Source organism: Methylibium sp. (assembly GCF_035762065.1).
GTDB lineage: Bacteria > Pseudomonadota > Gammaproteobacteria > Burkholderiales > Burkholderiaceae_C > Methylibium.
Window position 1 is genome coordinate 80,831 of sequence record NZ_DASTPW010000045.1, and the last position, 16,566, is coordinate 97,396.

15 protein-coding genes and 1 tRNA gene are annotated in these 16,566 nt (G+C 66.0%); 10 read left to right on the plus strand and 6 right to left on the minus strand.

Translation table 11 applies throughout. From position 1 onward, the window contains the following. Nucleotides 1-14: 14 nt before the first annotated feature. From thrS to VFR90_RS13345, 8 genes are all read left to right on the plus strand, one after another. Nucleotides 15-1,934, plus strand: coding sequence for a threonine--tRNA ligase (gene thrS, locus VFR90_RS13310; RefSeq protein WP_326406627.1), 1,920 nt, complete (start codon nt 15-17; stop codon nt 1,932-1,934). 95 nt (nt 1,935-2,029) lie between these two features. Further along, nucleotides 2,030-2,581 (plus strand): translation initiation factor IF-3, encoded by a 552-nt coding sequence (gene infC, locus VFR90_RS13315; protein ID WP_326406643.1) that lies wholly within the window; start codon nt 2,030-2,032, stop codon nt 2,579-2,581. Nucleotides 2,582-2,713: 132 nt separating this feature from the next. After that, the gene (rpmI, locus tag VFR90_RS13320; protein ID WP_011829481.1) at nt 2,714-2,917 is read left to right on the plus strand and encodes a 50S ribosomal protein L35; all 204 of its coding nucleotides are present in this window, start codon (nt 2,714-2,716) and stop codon (nt 2,915-2,917) included. A 43-nt stretch (nt 2,918-2,960) separates the two neighbouring features. Next, on the plus strand, nt 2,961-3,317 hold the full coding sequence (gene rplT / locus VFR90_RS13325) for a 50S ribosomal protein L20 (protein ID WP_326406628.1): 357 nt from the start codon (nt 2,961-2,963) through the stop codon (nt 3,315-3,317). A gap of 96 nt (nt 3,318-3,413) precedes the next feature. Further along, nucleotides 3,414-4,460 (plus strand): phenylalanine--tRNA ligase subunit alpha, encoded by a 1,047-nt coding sequence (gene pheS / locus VFR90_RS13330; RefSeq protein WP_326406629.1) that lies wholly within the window; start codon nt 3,414-3,416, stop codon nt 4,458-4,460. Between the two features lie 15 nt (nt 4,461-4,475). Continuing rightward, nucleotides 4,476-6,896, plus strand: a complete 2,421-nt coding sequence (gene pheT / locus VFR90_RS13335; RefSeq protein WP_326406630.1) for a phenylalanine--tRNA ligase subunit beta — start codon at nt 4,476-4,478, stop codon at nt 6,894-6,896. Between the two features lie 27 nt (nt 6,897-6,923). Then, entirely contained in the window at nt 6,924-7,265 is a 342-nt protein-coding gene (locus tag VFR90_RS13340; RefSeq protein WP_326406631.1) for an integration host factor subunit alpha, read from the plus strand. A 36-nt stretch (nt 7,266-7,301) separates the two neighbouring features. Further along, on the plus strand, nt 7,302-7,733 hold the full coding sequence (locus VFR90_RS13345; protein WP_326406632.1) for a MerR family transcriptional regulator: 432 nt from the start codon (nt 7,302-7,304) through the stop codon (nt 7,731-7,733). 61 nt (nt 7,734-7,794) lie between these two features. Here the strand turns inward: VFR90_RS13345 and VFR90_RS13350 are convergent. After that, nucleotides 7,795-7,871 (minus strand) — tRNA-Pro (locus VFR90_RS13350). Between the two features lie 46 nt (nt 7,872-7,917). After that, nucleotides 7,918-9,438, minus strand: coding sequence for a TolC family outer membrane protein (locus VFR90_RS13355; RefSeq protein ID WP_326406633.1), 1,521 nt, complete (start codon nt 9,436-9,438; stop codon nt 7,918-7,920). A gap of 255 nt (nt 9,439-9,693) precedes the next feature. Between VFR90_RS13355 and VFR90_RS13360 the strand changes: the two genes are divergently transcribed. Together VFR90_RS13360 and VFR90_RS13365 are read left to right on the plus strand one after the other, a co-directional pair. Beyond that, complete coding sequence (locus tag VFR90_RS13360) at nt 9,694-10,401, plus strand: transglutaminase-like cysteine peptidase (protein WP_326406634.1); 708 nt, start codon at nt 9,694-9,696, stop codon at nt 10,399-10,401. Between the two features lie 38 nt (nt 10,402-10,439). Next, nucleotides 10,440-12,401: a bifunctional diguanylate cyclase/phosphodiesterase gene (locus VFR90_RS13365; protein WP_326406635.1), complete on the plus strand. Its 1,962-nt coding sequence runs from the start codon at nt 10,440-10,442 to the stop codon at nt 12,399-12,401. Nucleotides 12,402-12,413: 12 nt separating this feature from the next. Here VFR90_RS13365 and VFR90_RS13370 read toward each other — a convergent pair whose 3' ends face one another. From VFR90_RS13370 to VFR90_RS13385, 4 genes are all read right to left on the minus strand, one after another. Beyond that, nucleotides 12,414-12,719: a hypothetical protein gene (locus tag VFR90_RS13370; protein ID WP_326406636.1), complete on the minus strand. Its 306-nt coding sequence runs from the start codon at nt 12,717-12,719 to the stop codon at nt 12,414-12,416. 208 nt (nt 12,720-12,927) lie between these two features. Further along, the gene (locus VFR90_RS13375; RefSeq protein WP_326406637.1) at nt 12,928-13,635 is read right to left on the minus strand and encodes a hypothetical protein; all 708 of its coding nucleotides are present in this window, start codon (nt 13,633-13,635) and stop codon (nt 12,928-12,930) included. 155 nt (nt 13,636-13,790) lie between these two features. Continuing rightward, nucleotides 13,791-14,549, minus strand: a complete 759-nt coding sequence (locus VFR90_RS13380) for a hypothetical protein (protein ID WP_326406638.1) — start codon at nt 14,547-14,549, stop codon at nt 13,791-13,793. Nucleotides 14,550-14,657: 108 nt separating this feature from the next. Beyond that, nucleotides 14,658-16,343 (minus strand): ATP-dependent nuclease, encoded by a 1,686-nt coding sequence (locus VFR90_RS13385; protein WP_326406639.1) that lies wholly within the window; start codon nt 16,341-16,343, stop codon nt 14,658-14,660. Between the last annotated feature and the right edge of the window lie 223 nt (nt 16,344-16,566).

Here is a 16,566-nt window from a genome sequence, read left to right on the forward strand (position 1 = left end):
TTCTCGAGGTGCCCATGATTTCGATCCAGCTTCCCGACGGCTCCAAACGCGAGTACCCCGGCCCCGTGACGGTGGCCGAGGTGGCCGCGTCGATCGGCAGCGGCCTGGCGAAGGCCGCGCTCGGCGGTCGCATCGGGGTGGGCAGCGAGGCGAAGCTCGTCGACACGAGCTACCGCATCGAGCAGGACGTGCCGCTCTCGATCGTCACCGAGAAGGACCCGGACGGCCTCGAACTCATCCGCCACTCGACCGCGCATCTGCTGGCCTATGCGGTCAAGCAGTTGTTCCCCGACGCTCAGGTGACGATCGGGCCGACCATCGAGAACGGCTTCTTCTACGACTTTTCCTACAAGCGCCCTTTCACGCCGGAGGACCTCGCGGCGATCGAGCAGCGGATGACGGAGCTCGCGAAGAAGGACGAGAAAGTCGAGCGCCGCGTGCTGCCGCGCGACGAGGCCGTGGCGCACTTCAAGGCGCAGGGCGAGCTGTACAAGGCCGAGATCATCGCGAGCATTCCGGCCGGCGAGGACGTCTCGCTCTACCGCGAAGGCGGCTTCGAAGACCTCTGCCGCGGCCCGCATGTGCCGAGCACCGGCAAGCTCAAGCACTTCAAGCTGATGAAGGTGGCCGGCGCCTACTGGCGCGGCGACCATCGCAACGAGATGCTCCAGCGCATCTACGGCACGGCCTGGGGCACGAAGGAGGATTTGCAGGCTTACCTGCATCGCCTCGAGGAAGCCGAGAAGCGCGACCACCGCAAGCTCGGCCGCGAACTGGACCTGTTCCACCTCGACGAGCACTCGCCCGGCACGGTGTTCTGGCATCCGCGCGGCTGGGCGCTGTGGCAGCAGGTCGAGCAGTACATGCGCGCGGTCTACCGCGACAACGGCTACCTGGAAGTGAAGGGGCCGCAGATCCTCGACAAGAGCCTCTGGGAGAAGACGGGCCACTGGGACAAGTACCGCGAGAACATGTTCACGACGGAATCGGAGAAGCGCGACTACGCGCTCAAGCCGATGAACTGCCCCGGCCACATCCTCATCTTCAAGCAGGGCATCAAGAGTTATCGCGACCTGCCGCTGCGCTACGGCGAGTTCGGCCAGTGCCACCGCAACGAGCCGACCGGCGGGCTGCACGGCATCATGCGGGTGCGCGCCTTCACGCAGGACGACGGGCACATCTTCTGCACGGAAGACCAGATCCTCGACGAGTGCGTGGCCTACACGGCGCTGCTGCAGAAGGTCTACGCGGACTTCGGCTTCAAGGACATCGTCTACAAGGTCGCAACGAGACCCGAGGCCCGCATCGGCTCCGACGCGAGCTGGGACAAGGCCGAACACGCCCTGATGGAAAGCCTGCGCCGCTCGGACTGCGAGTTCGTTGTCGCCCCCGGCGACGGCGCCTTCTACGGCCCGAAGATCGAATACACGCTGAAGGACGCGATCGGCCGCGAATGGCAGTGCGGCACGATGCAGGTCGATTTCTCTATGCCGGAGCGGCTGGGCGCCGAGTACGTCGCCGAAACGAGCGAGCGCAGGACCCCGGTGATGCTGCATCGGGCGATCGTCGGCAGCTTCGAGCGCTTCATCGGCATCCTGATCGAGCAACACGCCGGCGCCTTGCCGGCCTGGCTGGCGCCGGTGCAGGTGGCGGTGCTCAACATCACCGACGCCCAGGCGGAATACGCCGCGAAGGTGGCGAAAACGCTGCGCCAGCAAGGCGTTAGGGTCGCTCTCGACGGACGCAACGAAAAGATCACCTATAAAATCCGAGAGCAATCTGTGCAGAAGCTGCCGTACATCCTGATCGTGGGCGACAAGGAAAAGGCAGCCAACGCGGTTGCGGTGCGCGCCAGGGGGAATCGTGACCTCGGTGTGATGCCCCTCGAAGACTTCTCCCGCCAGCTCGCCAGCGACGTCGGCCTCAAGGCCTGACGAGGCTGGCGAGTTTTTTGCCGTCGGCGGGTGCTGGCTCCAGGGCGCGCGTGTGTTGAACGAGCGAGGCCGCAAGGCCCGGAAGGACGCAAACCATCGCTAATTTCTTTGACCGTCGAACTCGGAACGACGAACGCAAGCACCGGCTGAACCGGGAAATCATGGCTCCGGAGGTGCGCCTGAACGGCCCCGAGAACGAGCCCCTCGGAGTGGTCAGCATTCAAGAGGCACTGCGCCTCGCCGGTGAGTACGACGTCGATCTGGTCGAGATCGCTGCCACGGCGGATCCGCCGGTGTGCCGCCTCGTGGACTACGGCAGGTTCAAGTACGGCGAACAGAAGAAGGCCGCCGAACAGAAGGCCAAGCAGCACGTCATCGACATCAAGGAAGTCAAGTTCCGCCCGGGCACCGACGAAGGCGACTACACGATCAAGATGCGCAACCTGCGTCGTTTCCTCGAGGAGGGCGACAAGGGCAAGGTCACCTTGCGCTACCGCGGCCGGGAGATCACCCACCAGGACATCGGCATGCGCTTGCTGGAGCGCATCCGCGACGAATTGGCCGACGTGTCCGTGGTGGAGAACATGCCGAAGCTCGAAGGGCGCCAGATGATCATGGTGCTCGGGCCGAAGCGGAAGAAACAGTGAAGCCTGAGCAGTAGACGATTCGAGTTCGACGTTGTGCCGGTGGGTCGCCGGCACGGCGAACAAGTCCCCGTCAGGCCCCAAGCTCGCGAGCGGTTCGCGACGCCTTCCGGGAACAACGCAGAAGGAGCAGTCATGCCCAAGATGAAGACCAAGAAGAGCGCTGCGAAGCGCTTCCGTGTTCGCCCCGGTGGCACGGTCAAGCGGGGCCAAGCGTTCAAGCGCCACATCCTTACCAAGAAGAGCACCAAGAACAAGCGCCACCTGCGTGGCACGGCGACGGTGCACGAGACCAACATGGGCCACATGGCCCAGATGCTGCCGTTCGCGGGCCTGTGAGCCGGCGCGCGCGTCTCCACTCATCTTGTTGAAGGAATAAGCCATGCCACGCGTCAAACGCGGCGTTACCGCCCGCGCTCGTCACAAGAAGGTCCTTGAACTCGCGAAGGGTTATCGGGGCCGTCGCAAGAACGTCTACCGCATTGCCAAGCAAGCGGTCATGAAGGCGGGCCAGTACGCCTACCGTGATCGCCGCAACCGCAAGCGCGTGTTCCGTCGCCTGTGGATCGCCCGCATCAACGCGGCGGCGCGCAGCCACGGCGTCACGTACAGCCGCTTCATGGCGGGCGTCAAGAAGGCGGCGATCGCTATCGACCGCAAGATGCTCGCCGACATGGCGGTGAACGATCCGGCCGCGTTCGGCAGCATCGTCGAGAAGGCGAAGGCCAGCCTGGCTTGATCGACCGTCGGGCAGGCGCCGCGGCGCCTGCTGCATCGATCCAGCGATCGAAGGCCGTCACCCTCGGGGGCGGCCTTTTTTTCTTTACTCCGACCCGTGCACCAGTCCATGGACCTCGTCGTTTCCGCACGCGCAGCCTTTGCCGCCGCGTCGACCGCCGCCGAACTGGAGAATGCCAAAGCGCGCTTTCTCGGCAAGGCCGGTGCCGTCACCGAGCTGATGAAGGAGCTCGCCGGCCTGCCGGTCGAGCAGAAGAAGACGCGCGGCGCGGAGATCAACCGGCTGAAGCAGGCGATCGAAGCCGAGCTTCAAGCGCGCCGCGCGGCGCTGGCCGAAGCCGAACTGAAAGCGCAACTGAAGGCCGAGGCGCTCGACGTCACGCTGCCCGGCCGTCGCCCTGCCGCCAACGGCAGCCTGCATCCGATCGGCCGTGCGATGGAGCGCATCGAGGCGATCTTCGGCTCGATGGGCTTCGACGTCGCCGACGGCCCCGAGATCGAGACCGACTGGTACAGCTTCACCGCGCTGAACAACCCCGAGAACCATCCCGCGCGCTCGATGCAGGACACCTTCTACGTCGACGTGAACGACGCCGAAGGCCGGCCCCTGAACCTGCGGCCGCACACCTCGCCGATGCAGATCCGCTACGCGCAGGCGCATGCGCGCAAGTACGCCGGGCAGGCGTCGATGCCGGAGATCCGCGTGATCGCGCCGGGCCGCACCTACCGCGTGGACAGCGACGCGACGCACTCGCCGATGTTTCATCAGGTCGAGGGCCTGTGGGTCGGCGAGAACATCAGCTTCAAGGACCTGAAGGCCGTCTACTTGCGCTTCGTGCAGGCCTTCTTCGAGACCGACGATCTCAAGCTGCGGTTTCGCCCCAGCTACTTCCCGTTCACCGAACCCAGCGCCGAGATCGACATGATGTTCGGCAGCGGCCCGCTGCAAGGCCGCTGGCTGGAGGTGTCCGGCTCGGGGCAGGTGCATCCGCAGGTGATCCGCAACATGGGTCTCGATGCCGAGCGCTACATCGGCTTCGCCTTCGGCTCGGGCATCGACCGGCTCGCGATGCTTCGCTACGGCGTCGGCGACCTGCGCCTGTTCTTCGAAGGCGACTTGCGCTTCCTTTCCCAATTCCGCTGAGCACCCGACGCGACCATGCAATTTCCCGAGTCCTGGCTGCGCGAGTTCTGCAACCCGCCGATCGGCAGCGCCGAGCTGGCCGAGGTCCTGACGATGGGCGGCTTCGAGGTCGAAGAGCGACGCCCGTTCGCGCCGCCGTTCGACAAGGTCGTCGTCGCGCTCGTGCGGGCGGTCGCCAAGCATCCGCAGGCCGATCGGCTGCAGGTCTGCGAGGTCGACGTCGGCGCGGCTCAGCCGCTTTCGATCGTCTGCGGCGCGCCGAACGTGCGCGCCGGCATGAAGGTGCCGTGCGCGCTGGTGGGTGCCGCATTGCCGCCGGTGGAAGAGGGCGGCGAGCCGTTTCGCATCAAGCTCGGCAAGCTGCGCGGCGTCGAGAGCCAGGGGATGCTCTGCTCGGCCAAGGAGCTGCGGCTGTCCGACGACCACGGTGGCCTGCTTGCACTGGCCGACGACGCGCCGGTCGGCGCCTCGCTGCGCGACTGGCTGAAGCTTGACGACCACCTCCTCACGCTCAAGCTCACGCCGAACCTGGGTCACGCGCTCAGCGTGTACGGCGTCGCGCGCGAGTTGAGCGCGCTGACCGGCGCGCCCCTCCTTGCGCCGCGCTTCGACGCGGTGGCGCCGACGCACGACACGAAGCTGCCGGTGAGCATCGAAGCACCCGATCTCTGCGGCCGCTTCTCGGGGCGCGTCGTGCGCAACGTCAACCCGCAGGCGCAGACGCCGGCTTGGATGGTCGAGCGCCTCGCGCGCTGCGGGCAGCGGCCGGTCAGCGCGCTGGTGGACATCTCGAACTACGTGATGTTCGAACTCGGCCGGCCGTCGCACATCTTCGATCTCGACAAGATCGAGGGTGGCCTCGTCGTGCGCTGGGGCCGCCCGGGCGAACACCTCGAGCTGCTCAACGGCAGCACGATCACGGTCGATGAACAGGTCGGGGTCATCGCCGACGCCCGCCAGGTCGAGTCGCTCGCCGGGATCATGGGCGGCGAGGCGACCGCCGTCTCCGACACCACGCGGAACGTCTACGTCGAGGCCGCGTTCTGGTGGCCCGAATCGGTGATGGGCCGCGCGCGCCGCTACGGGTTCAGCACCGACGCCGGGCACCGCTTCGAGCGCGGCGTCGACCCGGCGGGTACCGTCGATCACATCGAGCACATCACCGCGCTGATCATGCAGATCTGCGGCGGCGAAGCGGGGCCGATGGACGACCAGCGCCCGCGCATGCCCGATCGCCAACCGGTCACGCTGCGCGTCGACCGCGCGGCTCGCGTCATCGGCATGCCGGTCACGCAGACCCAGTGCGCGAGCGTGTTCCGCCGGCTCGGCTTCGGCTTCACCGAAGCGCCCGGCACGCTGACCGTCACGCCGCCGAGCTGGCGCTTCGATCTGCAGATCGAGGAAGACCTGATCGAGGAGGTGATCCGCGTGCTCGGCTACGCGAGGCTGCCCGACACGCCGCCGCTCGCGCCGATCACGCCGCGGGTGCGCTCCGAGTCCCGACGCGGCGTGCACACGCTGCGCCACGCGATGGCCGCGCTCGACTACCAGGAGACGGTCAACTTCAGCTTCGTCGAGGAACGCTGGGAGCGCGAGCTGCACGGCTGCGCGCAGCCGATCCGCCTGCTGAACCCGATCGCCGCGCAGCTCGCGGTGATGCGCACGAGCCTCGTCGGCAGCCTTGTCGAGGGGCTGCGTTTCAACCTCGCGCGGCGTGCGTCGCGGGTGCGGCTGTTCGAGATCGGCCGCGTGTTCCTGCGTGACGGCGCGGCGCCGGCCGGCGACGTTTCGATCGCCGGCATCGCGCAGCCGCTGCGGCTGGCGGGGCTGGCCTGGGGCCAGGCGGCGCCGCTGCAGTGGGCGGAGCCGGCGCGTTCAGTCGACTTCTTCGACGCGAAGGGCGACGTCGAACGCCTGCTCGAGCCGCGCGCTGCGCGCTTCGTCGCGGCCGAGCATCCGGCGCTGCACCCGGGGCGCAGCGCGCGCGTCGAGCTCGACGGTGCGGCGATCGGCTGGGTCGGCGAGCTTCATCCACGCTGGCGCCAGGCCTACGAGCTGCCGCAGGCGCCGGTGCTGTTCGAGCTGGATCTCGTCGCGCTGCAGTCCGGCTCCTTGCCAAGCTTCGCCGGTGTGCCGCGGCAGCAGACGGTCGAGCGTGACATCGCGGTGGTGGTCGGCCCTGCCGTCACCCACGAGGCCTTGACGGCGGCCGTCGCGGCGGCCGCAACCGGCGGCCTCGTGCGCAGTGCGCGGCTGTTCGACGTCTACCGCCCCAAGCAGGCGAACGCCGAATTCGCCGACGGCGAGCGCAGCCTAGCCTTGCGCCTCGAACTGCAGGACGAGAGCGAGACACTGACCGACGAGCGGATCGACGTGGCCGTCGCGGCCGTGGTCCAGTCGCTCGGTGAGCGCGTGGGTGCGCGCCTGCGCGGCTGAGGCGCCGAAGAACAAGAAAGGGAGCCGATGGACAAGACGCTGCTGCCGACGATCGAGACGCCGACGCTCACCAAGGCCGAGCTCGCCGACCTGCTGTTCGAGCGCCTGGGCCTCAACAAGCGCGAGTCGAAGGACATGGTCGAGGCCTTCTTCGAGCTGATCCACGGCCGGCTGGTCGAGGGCACAGACGTGAAGCTTTCGGGCTTCGGCAACTTCCAGATCCGCCGCAAGGCGCCGCGGCCCGGGCGCAACCCGCGGACCGGTGAAGCCATCCCGATCAAGGCGCGTAACGTGGTCACTTTTCACGCCAGCCACAAGCTCAAGAGCATCGTCCAGGGCGAGACACCGGCCGGAGACGACTTCGAGTAGAGTCTCAAGTCATTCGCTGCTCACCGTTGATTTGCAATGGAAAAGGCGCTTCCGCCGATCCCCGCCAAGCGCTACTTCACGATCGGCGAGGTGAGCGAGCTCTGCGGCGTGAAGCCCTACGTGTTGCGCTACTGGGAGCAGGAGTTCACCCAGCTGCGCCCGATGAAGCGCCGCGGCAACCGCCGCTACTACCAGCACCATGAAGTGCTGCTCGTGCGCCGCATCCGCGAGCTGCTCTATGAAGAAGGCTTCACGATCAGCGGCGCGCGCAACCGGCTCGCCGAGTCGAAGCTGCCGGGACCCGAGTCGCTGCCCGATGGCGTCGAAGAGGACGAAGCCGAAGCGCTTCAGGCCGCCGCGGTCGTCGCCGGTACGAGCGCGAAGAACCGCGTCGACCTCGGCCCCGCCGCCGGTGACCGCACGATCCGCGAAGAGCTGATGTCGATCCGCCAGCTGCTCGTGCCTTGATCGCGCGCTGAACCGGAAAACAAAGGCCCGGTTGCATCGAGCAACCGGGCCTTTTCATCGCTGGTCGGGACGGCGGGATTCGAACTCGCGACCCCTTGCACCCCATGCAAGTGCGCTACCAGGCTGCGCTACGCCCCGAAGGCGCGCAGTGTAGCCGAGGCCTTTCGCGCGACCGGCTGGCGGCTCAGCGTTTCGGTGGCGTTGCAGCCGGCGCGGAAGCCGCCGGCGCGGAAGCCGCCGGCGCAGGCGCAGCGGGCGTCGGCCGGCTGGCCGCAAGTGCCTTCGCGCGCGCGTCCAGTTCATCGAGCCGCGTCGGCACGATGTCCGCCGGCGCGACCGGACAGCGCATCGCCGCGTCCTCGCCGCTGGCCCAGTCGGATTCGAGCGCCGCGCCGGTGTCCAGCTTCGACAGCCCCAGCGCGCCGGCAAGGCCGTTGGTCGCGGCGAAAGTGCGCGCGTAGGCGATGCGCAGGTCGTGCTCGGCGTTCGCCAGCGCGCGCCGCGCGGTGTAGACCTCGTTCTCGGCGTTCAGCAGGTCGAGCAGGCTGCGCTGGCCGATGTCGAACTGCTGTCGGTAGGCGTCGCGCGCCTTCTCGATCGAGGCGACGTTGATCTGCAGGAGCTTGATCTGATCGGCCAGCTTCTGCGTGTCGTTGAAGGCGATCGACGCGGTCTGGCGCGCGTCGCGGCAGGCGCGGTCGCGCAAGTCGGTGGCTTGCGTGACGAGGTCGGCGAACTGGCGCACGCGCGCCTGGTCGCTGCCGCCGTTGAAGAGGTTCCAGCTCAGCACGATCTCGCCCGTCACGTCGCGCCGCTGCTCGGAAATGCCGAAGAGGTTGCGCCCCTCGTTGGCGCGCGCCCGTGCCTCGACGATCGGCTGGAAGGCGCTGCGCGTGCCGCGCGACTGCGCGCGCAGCGCGCGCAGGTTCTCGACCGCCGCACTCACCGCGGCGTTGCGCGTGATCGCCTGTGTCTGCACCTCGGCCGCGCTCGCGGGCAGGCCCTGGCTCAGGCCCGCGTCGAGCGCCAGTTGCGCCGGCGGCGCCACGCCAACGACGCGCTGGTAACGCGAGGTCACGTCGTGCAGGTTCGCGATCTCGGTGGTCAGGTTCGACTGCGCGAGCGCGAGCCGCGCGGTGCCCTGCTCGAGATCGACGCCGCGGCCGACGCCGGCGCGCACGCGGCTCTGGATCTGATCGAAGGTGAGCTTGTGCTGCACATAGCTGTCCTCGGCAAACTGCACCAGGCGCCGGAAGCGCAGCACGTCGTAGTGCGCGCGGGCGGCTTCGAGCGCCGTCTGCTCGGTCGAGTCGAGGAACTCGAAGTAGCGGCCGACGCGCGCGTGTCCGAAGCGGCTCACCGAGTTCTGCGTCGCGAGGCCGTCCCACAGCAGCTGCGTCACGCTCAGGCCGACGCCGCGGCGCGAGAGCGTCTGGTCCTCCGGCACCCGGTTGTCGACCCGGTCGCGGGTGCTGCCGACATCGGCGTTCACGTCCACCCTCGGGTAGTAGGCGCCGCGCGCAACGTCCACCTCGTTCGTCGCCGCGCGAAAGGCGTTGTAGCGGGCCGTGACTTCCGGGTTGGTCTGGATCGCCCTCTGCGCCGCGGCGCGGAGCTCGTCGGTCGCCGGCGCCGAGGCCGGTTGTGCGTGCGCAAGCGATGTGCAGGCGGCAACGGCCAGCGCGATGCAGGTGGTCGGAATCAAGGGGCGGCTTCGATGCGGCAAGGTCACTGTTTTTCCTCTCATGCGCGCGATGGCGCCGGGCGGCGCGAATTGTCACGGCGTCCTGTCGGCCATCGGCAGTTGCGCAGTGCAATGAAGGGACACACGCATCAACGCCCGGCCTCTCAGTGATATCTGCAACAGGAAGCAACGCGATCGGTTTGCACGGCCGCAGCACACGGCCCGCAACCGCGCTTCGCCGCTCAAGCCGCGCGGTTCGAGGCCGACATCCCTGCGATGTCGTTCGGCTTCGCGCTCGCCGTGCCCGTCGCCGTCTCCGCGCGCGCGACGCGGCCACGGCGCGGCCCGCTCGGCCCGGTGATCGCGCTGCTGCTTCTGCTGCTGCCGGCGCTGCTGCTGTGGGCCTGGGACCGCGACCGCATGCTCGCGGCTGCCGCGCGCCACGGCCCGCGAGCGGTCGAGAGCGTGCGGGCCTTGCAGCGCGAGCTCGCGGCGGTGCAGGGCGCGGACGATCTGCAGCGGCTGGCCCGCCTCAACCGCTTCTTCAACAGCCAGATCGCCTATGCCGAAGACCTCGACGCCCGCGGCGAAGTCGATCACTGGGCGAGCCCGGTCGAATCGCTCGCGCGCGGCCTCGGCGACTGCGAGGACTACGCGAGCGCCAAGTACTTCGGCGCGATCGCCGCCGGCGTCGCGCCGGCGAAGCTGCGGCTCGTGTACGTGCGCGCGGCGATGGGCGGCGGCGCGCGCGCGCACATGGTGCTGGCCTACACCGAGAAGCCGGGCGCGCAACCCTTGATCCTCGACAACCTCGACGGCGAGATCCGCCCCGCCACCGAGCGGCCCGACCTCACCCCCGTCTTCAGCTTCAATGCCGAAGGCCTGTGGCAGGGCACCAGCGGCCCGGCCGCCGGCGACGCGGTGAGCCGGCTCTCGCGCTGGCGCGATCTGCTCGCCAAGGCCCGCGCCGAAGGCCTCTTCTGACGATCGCGCCGCGTTCGCCGCCGACACACTGAACGACCATGTCTTTGATCCGCCAACTCTGGCTGCTGCTCGTGGCCACCGTCGTGCTCGGCGCGGTGGGCAGCACGGCCGTGAGCGTGAGCGCCGCGCGCCATCACCTGCAGACGGCACTGGCGCTGAAGAACAGCGACAACGCGCAGGCCCTGGCGCTCGCGCTTTCGCAACAACGCGGCGATTCAAGCGAAAGCGCGACCGCGGCCGAGCTGCTGATCGCCGCGCAGTTCGACACCGGCTTCTACGAAAGCATCCGGCTCGTCGCGCCCGAGGGCAGGGTGCTCGTCGAGCGCCGCGCCGCGCAGGTGCCCAGCGAGGCGCCGGGCTGGTTCGTGCGGCTCGCGCCCATCGAATCGCCGCCCGGCATCGCGCAGGTGTCGCAGGGCTGGCAGCCGCTCGGCCAGCTGGAAGTGGTCAGCACCGCGCGCTTCGCGCATGCCGACCTGTGGCAGGGAAGCCTGCGCTCGGCGCTGTGGCTGGCCGGCGTCGGCGTGCTGCTCGGCGTGGCCGGCGCGCTGGTGCTGGGGCGCATCCGCAAGCCGCTGCAGACGACGGTGGCGCAGGCCGAAGCGCTGATCGAACGCCGCTTCGTCACGATGCCCGAGCCTGCCGTGCCCGAACTCAAGCGCCTGTCGGCCGCGATGAACGCGCTGGTGCGGCGCCTGCAAAGCATCTTCGGCGAGCAGGACCGCCAGCTCGACGCGCTGCGCCATGCGGCGCAGGTCGATGCAATCACCGGCCTCGCGCAACGCGATCACTTCTTCGCCGAGCTCGATGCGCTGCTCGCGTCGCCCGCGCCGGCGGCCGGCGGCTCGCTGATGCTGCTGCGCCTGCCCGAGCTCGCCGCAATGAACCGGCGCCACGGCCATCACGCCGTCGATCGCTGGCTCGCCGCCTGGGCCGAGCGCCTGCGCGCGCAGCTCGGCGGCCGGCCCGGCATGCCGGTGGGCGTGCGCATCGGCCGCCTCAACGGCTCGGATTTCGCGGTGGTGACCGGCGCCTCGGCCACGCAGCCGCTCGCCGCGCTGGCCGCCGAGCTGCACGCGGCCATGAGCGTGCCGGTCGGCGATCTGCCGCCGGCCCCGCTGGCCCTCGGCGCCATCGCCTGGTCGGCCGGCGCTACGGCCGCCGACCTGATGCGCGAAGCCGACGCCGCGCTCGCCCAGGCCGAAGTGCGGCCCGATGGCGACCGTGCGCTGTTCGTCGACGTGCCGCGCAGCGACGCGCTGCACGAAGCCGCGGCCGGTGAATCCGTCTGGCGCGAGCGCATCGCCACCGCGCTGGCGCAAGGCGATGCGCGGCTCGGCACCTTCCCGGTCGTCGCGCGCGACGGCAGCCTGCTGCACCTCGAAGCGCCGCTGCGGCTGCGCCTGCAAGGCGAAGAGCTGCCCGCCGCGCGCTGGCTCGCCTGGGCCATCCGCACCGGCCTCGTCGCCGAAGCTGACCTGACGGCCGTGCGGCTCGGCCTGCGCGCGATCGGGCAGGACGGCCAGCCGCGCGCGATCAACCTCGCACCCGAATCGCTCGCCGACGGCGACTTCATGGCCGCGCTGCACGAGCTGCTGGGCGGCCAGCCGAAGGCGGCGAGGGCGCTCTCGCTCGAAGTCGGCGAGCGCGTCGCGGTCGACCGGCTGCCGCTGGTGCGCGAGCTGTCGCGGCTGGCCCATCCACTCGGCGTGCGCGTCGGCCTCGAACACGCGGGCGAGCGGCTGGGGCGCATCGACCGGCTGTACGAAGCCCACCTCGATTACGTCAAGCTGGATCGTCGGCTGGTCACCGGCCTCGCCGCCGAGCCGCGCCGCGCGGAATTCGTGCGGGGGCTCGTGTGGATGCTTCACGGCCTGGGCACGACGGTGCATGCCGAAGGCGTGGCCGAAGAGGCGGATGCCGAAGCCCTGTGGCAGTGCGGCGTGAACGGGCAGACGGGGCCGTGGGTCACGGCCGGCGCGGGGCGGCGAAATCCCTGAGGCGTTTCGCGCTTACCCGCGGGCCGAGTCGTCGGCCGCTTGAGCGGCATCTGCCTCGAGCCGCGACCCGGCAATCCGCCCCGGGCGAGTCTTCAACAACCCGCGCCCGAGCACGACAGCAATGACCGAAAGCACGACCGCCGGCAGCAGCAGCACGCCGGTCTGCTCGTGATGGACCACGAGCGTCGCTTCGTCGAAGTACCGGCCGGCTCCCGCGAATTTCTCGCGCCGAAACCAGTACAGGGTGAAGTACAGGAACCACAGCGTCAGCGAGCTGACTGTGCTGAAGGCTGCGGCGGCTTTCAGGAAGGTGTTCAAGGGGTAGCCATCAGGACGGCACCGACCGCCGCGGTGAAAGAAAAACCGGCAGCGTTTTCAACGTCAAGGCAGCAAAGCGCATATAGGAGCCGTTCCGCCTAACGTTGGAGTTCACCCGTGGGCGGAGGCTGGCGAAGCCAGCCGTAGCAGGTCGGGTGCAACGACGGGTTAGGCTGCGTCTTGCGTGGATTGACGACGGTAGCCGTGCTCACGGCACATCAGGGAACGACTTGAGAACCTTGTACTTCAGCGTGGTATTGGTCGCTTCAAGCACCTGGATACGTGCGCCCTTGAAACCAATGGTTTGGTCAGCGCCAAGATCATATTGAGCTTCTTGCGCAAAACCGGGACGCACAAAGTCGTCGGAGAACTCGCGGTACGTGAGCTTGATCTGGTTGCCCACGCGGCCGCCGTAGAGCAGCTCTTGGCGAAAGTTCGGTTGCTTGCGGTCTATAACCTTGCCCACCTTGTGTCGCGGTTGAGCGGGCGATATTTTGCCTGCGCTAGTGAGGTCGTAGTAGCCAATCAATTCAAGCGCGCCATCTTTCTTGCGAACCAAATAGGCGTTGCTCGGGCGCACGCGGCGGCCGAACGTCTTATCGTTCACGAAGTACGAGTCCATAGGTGGAAGGAAATATTGATTACCAGCCTCGTCAATGCGTTCCAGACGCATGGCACTGGGTTCAATGTAGTACTCCCTAGCGAATCCGTTGTCGGTGATTCGTTCTTGAAGCTCTAAGCCGTCAAAAACGTAGAGCTTCCCTTTCGCAACAAGTGTCTCGCCAATCTCGGCCGTTGCTACGGAATTGAGAGGTGGGACTTCGACATACTGGAGCTCGGGACGTACAACGGGAGGCGGGCTCGCGCAGGCCGCTAGGAAGAGTGCAGGGATCGCCAAAACCAAGGTGCGCTTCATGTGTCGGAGGGTGGTAGAAGGAACGAGGTACAACGAATGGTGGTCCACGCGGCCTAACGTTCAACATGAGCGGCGGTTGGAAGCAGGCGCAGCCTGCTGAAAACCGTCCGCTCGAGTAAAGGGTTAGGCGCAACGGCGACCACGCATTAGCCGACTTATATTATTCCAAAGCCGTTTATCGGGCGGCCGGGATACACAGACTGAATTGATTTTGGTGCCTCCTTGCCGGCGACCTGCAAGAGCTGAATCGCGAGGTCTACCAGCTCGTAGATGGAATCTGTTCCAGCTTTCATGGTATGTGTAAGGCGCAAGCCAACAGCCTTTGCAAGGACATCTCCGGACACACCCTGCTCCATATCTATACCGCTGACCTCAATCTTGGGCTGAAGCTCGTCACGGTGCACTTGATTTCGCTGGTTGATTGCATCTACAGCCGAGTGGAAGGCGTCGTGGGCCAAGATAAGCTGCATGAGCGCTTCGGCCGCCGCCGTTCGAGCGAAGTATGCGTACTGCGCCCAGTCAACTTGCAAGTTGCTAAGCTTTAAGGGAAGAACTGGCGGCAACGCGAAGTGCCGCGCAGTATTCGCCCGTTCGGGTTCGAGGATCTGTTTGCGATATGCCAACAGAGCATTCAACTGACGCATCAGCACGAGCATCATTCCGTTGACCGAATCTACCTTAACCGAGACTTGTTCTACTTGGCGTGATTGCTCAGCGAGTGAATGCTGCCGATAAACCACCCAGGCAGCAGCGAATATCGCGCCGATCGATCCGACAGCTTGGACCCATGCTGCAGTGGCGGTATGCAACATAAAGTCTTTGAATGTCGGCCACCCGAGACGCTCTGCCAAAAGGATTAAAAAGACTCCATTTATGCCGATACAGCTAAATCCATAAATTGCCATCCGTTCCATGGGCATAACCTTACTTGTGGCACCTAACGTCGGAGTTGACCGGCGACCGGCGGAAAGGATCGGAGCGAAGCGAAGGACCGCCGCCGGGCGTCCGCGTCGAACGACCTGTTAGACCGCTGAATCTTCTGTCGTCGAGATGCTGGCGAAAACACGGGCAAGAACCTTTCTGAAGCCGGCAAGATCTGGCGCTCCCGACAGTTCTACTGCACGTTCAGCCAATCCTTTCTTAAAGGTTTCGCGAAAGGAAAAGGCGGTGATGTTGTCGTTCGTGTCTTCTACAAGCTCGACCTGTGCAGGACGCTCTTTGGCCAAGGCCCGCTTCACTCGATCGGAGCACAGATTCTCAGTGTCGACTGGAAGCTGAAAGTAGTCGGTATTTGCCTTCCAAGTCGCTCCATCGCGCTTCGCTCGCCCGAGCAACCCGGCCAGCGCCTTCGCGCCCGCCGTGTCCCCGTCGATGATCAAACGAATCGTAGTGGCACCATCACTGTAGGTGCGGAGCGATTCGAAGAGGTAGGTCGCTGAAGTCGCGTTGCCTGCTGGAAAGAACTTCACGTCGTATGAAGGGACTGGAAACTCACTTGCCAACTTCTTCAACGCGCCTGCCAGGAGAATTTCGTCGCTAGGACCTTCTACAACGACATTCAATGGAAAGAGAGCCATCGAGTCCAGCAATGTGACACCGAGGGTCTGTCGCGCCAGGTCATAGTCTTTGCCCACCACATAGGTCGAGTGAGGACTGGCGGAGTGTTTGTCTACGACCCAAGTAGCGGAAGCGACCTTGTCACGAACAACGAAGTGCGGACAGTGAGTTGTGATAACAGTTTGAACTTCTTGCGCGAAGCGTGCCATGACCCCTGCCATCTCGCGCTGCTTGCTGGGATGGAGGAAGGATTCAGGCTCCTCGATGGCCCATATAAATGTCACCCTCGCGTTATGTCGCTGGGGATGGTTGTCGGCAAGAAACTTCAGGAGAAAGATCAAGCTGCTGGTCTGTATCCCCGCCCCCTTCGACCGAACGCCGGTCTCGGCGGTGTCGCTTATCACCGCAGTCAAACTCGGAAGCATCTCCTCCAAGTTTGAGAATGGGAGCCGAAGCTTCAAATGACGAATCTCCTTGAACACCTCACGTACAGAATGCGTTACAGAGTTGGAGGTTGACTCCAACTCTGGCTGCAGCTTCTGCATAAGGACTTCAATCGCGGCGTTGATCTCTCGTCTGCTCTTCGTAGCTCCGCTCCAGCCACTGAAGATGGTGCGGATCAACTCAGACCCAATCTCCCGGTTGATGCTTTCCAGTGAATCGCGGCCGACGGGGATGTACTTGAACGCCACGGATTGACGGACCGCATCGCGAACTTTTTCGATCAGAGTCCGGTTGATGTTCTTAACGCCGAGCTTTCCGATGAACTGCCAAGATTCGACGCCGTGCTTGGAATAAGAAAGCCGAAGCGAAAGGAGCTCGCCATCCAGACGGCCTTGGGTGGATTCAGCTTCAAGTTCATCTAGGGCGCGGGCAATCAGGACTTCCTTCTTTAGCTCATAGGAGACCGTCACGGTGATCTTCGTCTGATCTCCTTTCGACAGATTCCCACCCTTTGGGTAGTCAAGGTCTGTCGTGTAGGGAGCGCCCTCAACCTGGCCCGTGAAAAATAAGTTCAATGCTCGAAGGATGTTCGATTTTCCGGAGTTGTTTGGTCCGACGATCGCGGTCAGATTGCCAAACTCCATTCGCAGGGGCATTCCCACGATGGACCGGAAGTTTTGTACTTCCACAGACTTTAATGCGAGCATGGGTTGCTATTGTGCTCGACGGCGCATCGGGCGGTCTAACGTTAAAGGTAAGCGGCGACGTAAGGCGTCCGCTTCAGCGGCTGGTTAGGGCAGCGATGCCCACCAAAGCAAGGCGAGTACGAGTAACGCATAAAACAAAACTCCGACGAGCGAAAGGCCTGTTGGAGTGAATACGCGTTGGCCATCCCGCTTGAACGACAAAGCCCCCGCAGGCCCGTAAATG

Excerpts from the sequence above, each read along its gene's own strand:
- thrS (WP_326406627.1), top strand. The coding sequence starts at position 15 with ATGATTTCGATCCAGCTTCCCGACGGCTCCAAACGCGAGTACCCCGGC.
- rpmI (WP_011829481.1), top strand. The coding sequence starts at position 2,714 with ATGCCCAAGATGAAGACCAAGAAGAGCGCTGCGAAGCGCTTCCGTGTT.
- rplT (WP_326406628.1), top strand. The coding sequence starts at position 2,961 with ATGCCACGCGTCAAACGCGGCGTTACCGCCCGCGCTCGTCACAAGAAG.
- pheT (WP_326406630.1), top strand. The coding sequence starts at position 4,476 with ATGCAATTTCCCGAGTCCTGGCTGCGCGAGTTCTGCAACCCGCCGATC.
- VFR90_RS13340 (WP_326406631.1), top strand. The coding sequence starts at position 6,924 with ATGGACAAGACGCTGCTGCCGACGATCGAGACGCCGACGCTCACCAAG.
- VFR90_RS13345 (WP_326406632.1), top strand. The coding sequence starts at position 7,302 with ATGGAAAAGGCGCTTCCGCCGATCCCCGCCAAGCGCTACTTCACGATC.
- VFR90_RS13360 (WP_326406634.1), top strand. The coding sequence starts at position 9,694 with ATGTCGTTCGGCTTCGCGCTCGCCGTGCCCGTCGCCGTCTCCGCGCGC.
- VFR90_RS13365 (WP_326406635.1), top strand. The coding sequence starts at position 10,440 with ATGTCTTTGATCCGCCAACTCTGGCTGCTGCTCGTGGCCACCGTCGTG.
- VFR90_RS13375 (WP_326406637.1), bottom strand. The coding sequence starts at position 13,635 with ATGAAGCGCACCTTGGTTTTGGCGATCCCTGCACTCTTCCTAGCGGCC.
- VFR90_RS13380 (WP_326406638.1), bottom strand. The coding sequence starts at position 14,549 with ATGGAACGGATGGCAATTTATGGATTTAGCTGTATCGGCATAAATGGA.
- VFR90_RS13385 (WP_326406639.1), bottom strand. The coding sequence starts at position 16,343 with ATGCTCGCATTAAAGTCTGTGGAAGTACAAAACTTCCGGTCCATCGTG.